At 31.2% G+C, this 8,275-nt stretch carries 9 protein-coding genes; all 9 read left to right on the top strand.

All coding sequences use genetic code 11. The annotated features are described in order from the left end of the window. The 9 genes from KQI18_RS12590 to KQI18_RS12630 all read left to right on the top strand — a co-directional run bounded on the left by KQI18_RS12590 (nucleotide 1) and on the right by KQI18_RS12630 (nucleotide 8,065). Entirely contained in the window at nucleotides 1–753 is a 753-nt protein-coding gene (locus tag KQI18_RS12590) for a cobalt-precorrin-4 methyltransferase (protein WP_216468304.1), read from the top strand. Then, on the top strand, nucleotides 737–1,912 hold the full coding sequence (gene cbiG / locus KQI18_RS12595) for a cobalt-precorrin 5A hydrolase (protein ID WP_216468305.1): 1,176 nt from the start codon (nucleotides 737–739) through the stop codon (nucleotides 1,910–1,912). The genes KQI18_RS12590 and cbiG overlap by 17 nt, the downstream gene beginning before the upstream one ends. Beyond that, nucleotides 1,909–2,634, top strand: a complete 726-nt coding sequence (cobJ, locus tag KQI18_RS12600; RefSeq protein WP_216468306.1) for a precorrin-3B C(17)-methyltransferase — start codon at nucleotides 1,909–1,911, stop codon at nucleotides 2,632–2,634. The genes cbiG and cobJ overlap by 4 nt, the downstream gene beginning before the upstream one ends. After that, the gene (gene cobK, locus KQI18_RS12605) at nucleotides 2,631–3,383 is read left to right on the top strand and encodes a precorrin-6A reductase (protein ID WP_216468307.1); all 753 of its coding nucleotides are present in this window, start codon (nucleotides 2,631–2,633) and stop codon (nucleotides 3,381–3,383) included. Before cobJ ends, cobK begins: the two co-directional genes overlap by 4 nt. A 19-nt stretch (nucleotides 3,384–3,402) precedes the next feature. After that, the gene (locus KQI18_RS12610) at nucleotides 3,403–4,173 is read left to right on the top strand and encodes a sirohydrochlorin cobaltochelatase (RefSeq protein WP_216468308.1); all 771 of its coding nucleotides are present in this window, start codon (nucleotides 3,403–3,405) and stop codon (nucleotides 4,171–4,173) included. 45 nt (nucleotides 4,174–4,218) lie between these two features. Continuing rightward, the gene (locus KQI18_RS12615; protein WP_216468309.1) at nucleotides 4,219–4,941 is read left to right on the top strand and encodes a cobalt-factor II C(20)-methyltransferase; all 723 of its coding nucleotides are present in this window, start codon (nucleotides 4,219–4,221) and stop codon (nucleotides 4,939–4,941) included. Nucleotides 4,942–4,962: 21 nt separating this feature from the next. Then, a complete protein-coding gene (gene hemC / locus KQI18_RS12620; protein WP_216468310.1) occupies nucleotides 4,963–5,868 on the top strand; it encodes a hydroxymethylbilane synthase in 906 nt (301 codons plus the stop codon). Then, nucleotides 5,858–7,372: a uroporphyrinogen-III C-methyltransferase gene (gene cobA, locus KQI18_RS12625; RefSeq protein WP_216468311.1), complete on the top strand. Its 1,515-nt coding sequence runs from the start codon at nucleotides 5,858–5,860 to the stop codon at nucleotides 7,370–7,372. The genes hemC and cobA overlap by 11 nt, the downstream gene beginning before the upstream one ends. Before the next feature lie 102 nt (nucleotides 7,373–7,474). Further along, nucleotides 7,475–8,065 (top strand): precorrin-2 dehydrogenase/sirohydrochlorin ferrochelatase family protein, encoded by a 591-nt coding sequence (locus KQI18_RS12630; protein WP_216468312.1) that lies wholly within the window; start codon nucleotides 7,475–7,477, stop codon nucleotides 8,063–8,065. Nucleotides 8,066–8,275: the final 210 nt, after the last annotated feature.

The raw sequence follows: 8,275 nt of genomic DNA on the forward strand, positions 1-8,275 counted from the left end.
ATGTCAAAAGTACATTTTGTAGGAGCAGGACCTGGAGATAAAGAGCTTATAACCTTAAAAGGATATAAACTTTTAAGTTCTGCTGATATAGTTATATACGCTGGTTCACTTGTGAATCCAGAGTTACTAGACTATTGTAAAGAAGGAAGCGAAATTCACAACAGTGCTTCTATGGATCTTCAAGAAATAATAGATGTAATGAAATATGGAATTGAAAATAATAAATCTGTAGTTAGGCTACAAACTGGAGATTTTTCTATATACGGCTCAATAAGAGAGCAGGTTGAAGAATTAAATAAATTATCGATAGAATTCGATTGTACACCAGGGGTGAGTTCTTTCCTAGGAGCAGCTTCTGCCATTGGCGTAGAGTATACTGTACCAGAAGTTTCACAAAGTGTAGTAATTACTAGAATGGAAGGTAGGACTCCAGTACCAGCAAAAGAGTCACTTGAGTCTTTTGCAAAGCATCAAACTTCGATGGTTATCTTCTTATCTGTTCAGGAAATAGAAAAAGTTGTAACTAAATTAGTCGACGGTGGATATCCAATAGAAACACCAGTGGCAGTCGTATATAAAGCTACATGGGAAGATGAAAAAGTCATAAAAGGTACATTGAAAAATATAGCCGACTTGGTTAAAGAAAATAATATAAACAAAACGGCACTAATAATGGTTGGAAACTTTTTAGGGGATCAGTATTATAATTCTAAGCTTTATGCTAAGGACTTTAAGCATGAGTACAGAAAATAAAACTGCAATAATAGCAATAACAGAAAATGGTAAAAAACTTGCAAAAAAAGTTTCAAGATTATTAGGTGACAGCGATGTTTACTTTAAAATCAGTACAAGTAATTCTAATTGTGGTGAATTAATAGAAAGTACTACTGATATTAAAAGCAAAAATAATATTTACTATATAGATAAAAAGTTAAAAGATTTTGTAGGAGAGGTTTTTTCAAAATACGATAATATAGTGTTTATAATGGCCGCAGGTATAGTAGTCAGAACGATTGCACCGTTTATTCAAAGCAAATTTTACGATCCAGCAGTTTTAGTTATAGATGAGCAGGGAAAAAATGTTATTAGTTTACTAAGTGGTCACATAGGAGGATCAAATGAACTTACTTACAAAATTTCAGGGCTTATTGGAGCTAATCCTGTTATCACTACTGCTACGGATGTAAACAAAAAATCCGCTTTGGATATGATAGCCAAGAAGCTAAACGCACATATAGATAATTTCAGAGAATCTGTAAAAGATGTAAATGCCTATTTAGTAAATAACAAGTCTGTTGGAATTTATATAGATGGAAACTATGATATAGACTTAAGAGGGTTTGAAGTATTAAATACAAATAATAATTTATTTCAAAGATGTTGTGAATCACAAGTGCTTACAAACAATGTAATTAAAGTAAACTCTCAAAGCCCACAGAAAATAGTAGTTGTTACAGATAGAAGAGATATAAATATAAAAATAGATGAAGATGAAAAAATTAACTTTATTGAAGTTGATATTATCAAGGTAGTACCAAAGGATATTGTTGTAGGCATCGGCTGTAGAAAAGGGGTATCTTCAGAGTTTATGTATGATTCATTTTTAGAGTTTTTATATATAAATAATATAGATATAAAGTCTATAGCAAAAGTAGGTAGTATAGAGCTAAAAAAAGATGAAAAGGCGATTCAGGATTTAGCAAATCATTTAGAAGTTCCATTCGTTACTTTTTCGCAAAATGAGATATCAAAAATTGATGATAAATATGAGAAATCAGATTTTGTTAAAAGGAATGTAGGAGTTCATTCAGTATCTGAGCCTGTAGCACATTTACTGAGTGATGGTAATTTAATTGTAAATAAACATAAATATAGCGGAATAACATTCGCGTTAGGGAGAATAAAGTTATGATATATGTAATAGGAATAGGACCAGGGAATAAAGAGTGGATGACTCTTGAGGCATTAGATGCAATTGAAAAATCAAATGCCATAGTTGGTTACAAAACTTATATAAAATTAATAGAAGAACTAATAGAAGGTAAAGAAGTAATAGAGAACGGAATGAGACAAGAAATTGACAGATGTAAAAGAGCTATAGAAGAAGCTAAAGGCGGAAAAACTGTAGCAGTTATAAGTAGTGGCGATGCTGGCATATACGGTATGGCTGGTCTAATACTAGAACTTGTATCAAAAGAAGAAGTAGATATACAGGTAAAAGTTGTACCTGGGATTACAGCTAGTATAGGAGCTGCGGCTTTACTTGGAGCCCCAATAATGCACGACTTTTGTCATATAAGTTTAAGTGATTTACTAACTCCATGGGAGGTTATAGAAAAAAGACTTAAGTTAGCTGCAGATGCTGACTTTGTTATATGCTTGTACAATGCTAGAAGTAAAGGAAGAAGTGAGCATCTTAAAAAGGCATTCGATATCATGAAAGAATATAAATGTGGAGATATTCCTGTTGGTATCGTAAAAGATGTTGGTAGAGAAAATCAAGATATACATATTTGTACTTTTGATACTATGGACTTTGAACGTGTTGATATGACTACTATGGTCGTAATTGGGAACAAGTCTACATTTATTAATGGTGATAAAATTATAACTCCTCGAGGTTATGTACTATGATACTAGTGCTTGGAGGAACATCAGATAGTTTGGAGATTTGTGATAAACTTAAATTCATAGATAAAGAATTTATTTTATCAGTTACAACTGATTATGGTCGGGATTTAGCAATCTCACATGCCAAAAATATAATATTAGGTAAATTGAATTCTAAATCTTTGGAGGATTTCATAAAGACTCATGAAGTTAATCAAATTATAGATGCTACACATCCTTATGCAGTTGAAGTTTCTAAAAATGCTTTAGAATGTGCTGAGTCTTTAGGAGTAAAATATCTTAGATATGAGAGAAAATCTTTGATAGAGCAAATTAAATACAAAAATATTCATGTGGTAGATACTCTTGAAGAGGCTTGTGATATTGTCAATGAATTAGGAAATAATATTTTCATAGGTACAGGGAGCAAAAACCTTGAAGTATATGTAAATAGATTAAAAGATAAAAACTTAATAGCCAGAGTATTACCAACAAGTGAAGTAATAATTAGCTGTGAAAAACTGGGATTAAATGCCGATAATATTATAGCTATGAAAGGACCTTTTAGTAAGAATATTAATGAAGAAACTTATAAACATTATAATATAGACGTGTTAATTACTAAAGAGAGTGGGATTGCAGGAGGGTTTCTAGAAAAAATTGATGCATGTGAAACCTTAAGTATTCCAGCTGTTATAATTAGAAGATCAACGATATTTTATCCAAATGTAATAAACAATGTAAATGAACTAGAAATTGCATTAAATTGCTAATATAATTTTGGAGGTAAGTATGAAAAAGGCCGTTTTAGTGGTTAGCTTTGGGACAAGTTACCATGAGACTAGAGAAAAGACTATAGATGTATGTGAAAATAAGATAAAAAACTCACTTTGTGGATACGACTTCTTCAGAGCATACACATCAAATATGATAATTAGAAAACTTAAAAAAAGAGATAATATAAATATAGATAATCCAATAGAAGCTCTTACAAAAATAAGTGAGCAAGGTTATGAAGAGGTAGTAGTTCAGACACTTCATATAATATGTGGTGAAGAGTACAATAAATTAAAAGGTCAAATAAATGAGTTATCTCATAAATTTAAAAAAGTAACACTTGGAAGACCTCTACTTACTACCATTGAAGACTATAAAGAAGCGGTAAAGGCGGTAAATTGTCAGATACCAAAAATGGAAGATGGAGAAGCATTAGTATTTATGGGACATGGAACTGAACATGAATCACATTCAGCTTATCCTGCTATCGAATACGCTATGCAAGATCAAGGCATAAAAGCTTACGTAGGAACAGTAGAAGGATATCCAGAACTAGAGCAAGTAATGAATAAATTAAAAAAAGACAAGATAAAGAAAGTTCACTTAATGCCGTTTATGCTTGTTGCTGGAGATCATGCAATTAATGATATGGCAAGTGATGAAGAAGATTCTTGGAATACAGTCTTAAGAAAAAATGGATACGATGTAAAAGTTTACTTACAAGGGCTGGGAGAAAATCCAGAAATTCAAAACATATTTGAAAGACATGCACATGATTGTATATAAAATAAATGAGAAATATGATATAAGATTGTGAAGGGAGCGAATTTAATGACGAAAAAGACAAAGTTTTATGGAATAGGGACTGGACCAGGAGATAGTTCTTTGGTTACTGTAAAGGCAGTAGAAACACTAAAAAATTTGGATATACTATACACTCCAGAATCTAAAAAAGGAGGAGATAGTTTAGCTTACTCAATAGTAAAGGAGTATCTGCCAGAAGATTTAAAAATAAAATCAAGACACTTTCCTATGAACTTCAATGATGGAGAGAAGGAAGAGGTATGGAATAGCGTTGCAGATGAAATAGTTTCAGATGTTGAGTCTGGTAAAAATGTTGGATTTGTAACACTTGGGGATCCAATGATATACAGTACCTATGTATATGTTATGGAAAGGCTAATAAATAGAGTTGAAGTTGAAACGATTCCTGGAATATCATCTTTCTCAAATATAGCATCAAATCAAAATTTCCCTTTAGTTATGGATAGAGATGCGCTAATTGTAATTCCGTGTACTTTGGAGGAACAAAAGATAGATTTCGCACTAAAAAACTATAATTCAATAGTGCTTATGAAAGTATATAAAAATTTCAAACAAATAATCAAGAAACTTGAAGAATTTGAACTAATAGATCATGCTATATTAGTTAGCAATTCATCTCAAAGTGGTGAAGTTGTATACAAAGATCTAAGAGATGTACATTTAGAGGAAAAGATTTCTTATTTCTCGACTATATTAATAAATACAAATAACGATTGGACAAGACAATAGTTAGTATCAAAGGAGATCACAATGAATATAAAAGTTGGAACTAGGGGTAGTAAGCTAGCCCTTATCCAAACTTATTGGATAATTGATAAGCTTAATGAGCAATACCCAGAAGTTAACTTTGAAGTAAAGGAAATAAAAACAACTGGAGATAGAATACAACATTTATCACTGGATAAGATTGGAGATAAAGGTCTTTTCGTAAAAGAAATAGAGCAACAGTTACTGGATGGCAAAATTGACATAGCAGTACACAGTATGAAGGATATGCCATCATCTTTACCAGAAGGTCTAAAATTTGCAAACACACCTAAAAGAGAAGATCCTAGGGATGTACTTATATTAAAAGAAGGATATAAAAGTTTAGATGAGTTGCCTAAGGGAGCAAAAATTGGTACTGGAAGTAAAAGACGAAAGTATCAACTGCTTAAAAAGAGACCAGATTTAAAAATTGTACCAATTAGGGGAAATATAGAGACTAGAATAAAGAAAATAGAAAGTGAATGCCTGCATGGGGTTGTATTAGCTGCAGCAGGTATTATTAGAGCAGGACTAGAAGAAGTAATAAGTGAGTTTATTTCAGTCGATTCAATGGTTCCGGCCCCAGCACAAGGTGCACTAGCTATAGAAATTAGAGATTGCGACAATAAAATCGAAAAAATAGTAAATTCTCTAGGAGATGATATTACAGATATACAAATTTCTGCTGAAAGAGGTTTTTTAGATGGGGTTAATGGAAGTTGCCATATTCCAATTGGAGCATTTTGTGAAGTGCAAGGTTCTAATTTAAAACTCACTGGAATATATGGAGATGAAGAAGGAAAGTGTTTAATAAAGCACAGTCTAACTGGAGTCTCAGAAAATCCAAGAGACTTAGGCCTTAATTTAGCAAAAATTGTGTTAGAGGAGTATAAAAAATATGAAGGGTAAAGTATACTTAGTTGGCGCCGGCCCTGGTGATCATAAGCTAATGACAATCAAAGGGTTGGAGTGTATTAAAAAATCTGATGTAATAGTTTACGATAGGCTTGCGAATAGTAACTTTTTAAAAGAAGCGAAGGTTGGATGTGAATTTATATATGTAGGCAAAGCTTCTAGCAACCATACACTACCACAAGAGGATATTAACAGAGTTATATCTGAAAAAGCACTTGAGGGTAAAGTAGTAACTAGACTTAAAGGTGGAGATCCTTATGTTTTTGGAAGAGGTGGAGAAGAAGCTGAAGAATTAGTAAATAGAGGAATAGAATTCGAAGTAGTACCTGGAATAACTTCTGCTATTGGAGGATTATGTTATGCAGGGATCCCGATAACTCATAGAGACCATGCATCATCTTTTCACGTTATAACAGGTCATTATAAAGATGATGATTCTAAGGATATAAATTGGAATGCACTCGCAAACAATAAAGGAACTCTAGTATTTTTGATGGGAGTTTCTAATTTAAATAGAATAAGTGAAAATCTAATAAAAGAAGGCAAAGATAAAAATACACCTGTAGCTTTTATAAGTTGGGCTAGTAGGTATAATCAAAGGGTGGTTATATCTACATTAGAAAATGCGTATAATGACGCTATTGAGCAAGACGTTAAACCTCCTACTCTTATTGTAGTAGGAAGTGTTGTAGAGCTAAGAGAAAAGCTTAATTTCTTTGAAAGCAAAAAACTCTTTGGCAAGAATGTTGCAATAACAAGATCAAGACTACAAAATAGTTCTTTAGTAGAAAAGGTGTCTGATTTAGGGGGTAACCCTATAGAAATTCCAACAATAAAGATAGAAAAGATAGAGAATAATATAGAGCTAGAGAATGAAATAAAAGATATAAATAAATACACATATATAGCATTTACAAGTAAGAATTCAGTAGATATTTTCTTTGATAAGCTTGATAAAATGAATTTAGACTCAAGAGCACTTGCAGGATTAAAAGTATGTTCAATTGGATCTGCAACAGCTGAATCTTTAAGAGAAAGAGGTATTAAAGCAGATATATGTCCTAAAAAATTTGTGGCAGAATATTTATTTGAAGTGTTAAAAAAAGAATTAAATCCTGAAGACAACGTACTTATACCTAGATCACAAGAGGCGAGAGATTTCTTAGTTGATAATATATCTAAAGTATGCAACGTAAAGGAAGTACATATATACAAGACAATTGTAGATGCTGACAATAGAGATGAAGTTTTAAATGTTCTTAATTCAGAAGGCTTAGATTATATGACCTTTACTAGTTCATCCACAGTTAAAAATCTAGTAGAGATAATAGGTTTAGATAAGATTAGTTTGCTAGACAATATTAAAGTAATATCTATTGGGCCTATAACTTCTCAAACTGCAAGAGATTTTGGTATACCAATATATAAAGAAGCAGATGTCAGTACAATTGATGGTATGGTAGATATTATAGTTAATGATTGTACAAATTTAGATTAGTATTAATTAAATATATTTTATGATATATTTAAAGTTAGAACATATCAGTAATCTATAAATATTATAGGAAGAGTGTAAATTTAAAATAAAGGTGGTATTAGTATGTATTATCCAGTAGTTCTAAATATAACTGATAGTAAAATAACTATAGTAGGAGCTGGTAAAGTAGCATTTAGAAAATGTAAGACTCTTATTGAACTCGGAAAGTCTGTAACGGTTGTAGGTAAATATATACTGGATAATTTTTATGATTTAGAAAATAATATAAAAATAATTGAATCAGAATTTGATACTTCATTTATTGAAGATAGTTCAATAGTCATAGCTGCTACTAACGATAAAGAACTCAATAGATCAATAGGATTGTATTGTAAGGAAAATAACAAGTTAGTAAATGTTGTGGACGATATTGAACTATCTAATTTTACTGTTCCATCATTTTTCAAAAAAGGTGATTTGATGATTAGTGTATCAACTGGAGGAAAAAGTCCAGCTCTTTCTGCTAAGATAAAAAGTGACTTAGAAAAAAAATATGACGATGAGTTTATAGAATATTTAGATCTACTTGGGAGATTAAGAGTTAAGATTATGGAGTCTGAAAAAAATATTCAAAAAAGAAATAACATGTTGAAACGTTTGGTATATCTAAGTTTAGGTGAATTAAAAGAGGTAAGTATAAAATTTAATTTATAAAAAGTGTTGACATGTTTTTTCGATTTTGGTATAGTAATACTTGTCTTCAAAAGAGACGCAAACGAAACGAAGAAAACACAGAGATAGTATGAAAAGAACATTGAAAATTAAACAGTAGGTTAATTTATAAGAAAACAAGAAACAAACCATATAAAGCCAGATATTTTGATAACAATAGTATCTGAGCCATCAAATTTTTTATGAGAGTTT

The sequence above is a fragment of the Metaclostridioides mangenotii genome, assembly GCF_018917235.1.
In the GTDB taxonomy this organism is placed as follows: Bacteria; Bacillota; Clostridia; order Peptostreptococcales; family Peptostreptococcaceae; genus Metaclostridioides.

What these genes read in the sequence shown, in the direction of transcription:
- cobK (WP_216468307.1), top strand. Translation starts at nt 2,631, where the DNA reads ATGATACTAGTGCTTGGAGGAACATCAGATAGTTTGGAGATTTGTGAT.
- KQI18_RS12590 (WP_216468304.1), top strand. Translation starts at nt 1, where the DNA reads ATGTCAAAAGTACATTTTGTAGGAGCAGGACCTGGAGATAAAGAGCTT.
- KQI18_RS12630 (WP_216468312.1), top strand. Translation starts at nt 7,475, where the DNA reads ATGTATTATCCAGTAGTTCTAAATATAACTGATAGTAAAATAACTATA.
- hemC (WP_216468310.1), top strand. Translation starts at nt 4,963, where the DNA reads ATGAATATAAAAGTTGGAACTAGGGGTAGTAAGCTAGCCCTTATCCAA.
- cobA (WP_216468311.1), top strand. Translation starts at nt 5,858, where the DNA reads ATGAAGGGTAAAGTATACTTAGTTGGCGCCGGCCCTGGTGATCATAAG.
- KQI18_RS12610 (WP_216468308.1), top strand. Translation starts at nt 3,403, where the DNA reads ATGAAAAAGGCCGTTTTAGTGGTTAGCTTTGGGACAAGTTACCATGAG.
- cobJ (WP_216468306.1), top strand. Translation starts at nt 1,909, where the DNA reads ATGATATATGTAATAGGAATAGGACCAGGGAATAAAGAGTGGATGACT.
- KQI18_RS12615 (WP_216468309.1), top strand. Translation starts at nt 4,219, where the DNA reads ATGACGAAAAAGACAAAGTTTTATGGAATAGGGACTGGACCAGGAGAT.
- cbiG (WP_216468305.1), top strand. Translation starts at nt 737, where the DNA reads ATGAGTACAGAAAATAAAACTGCAATAATAGCAATAACAGAAAATGGT.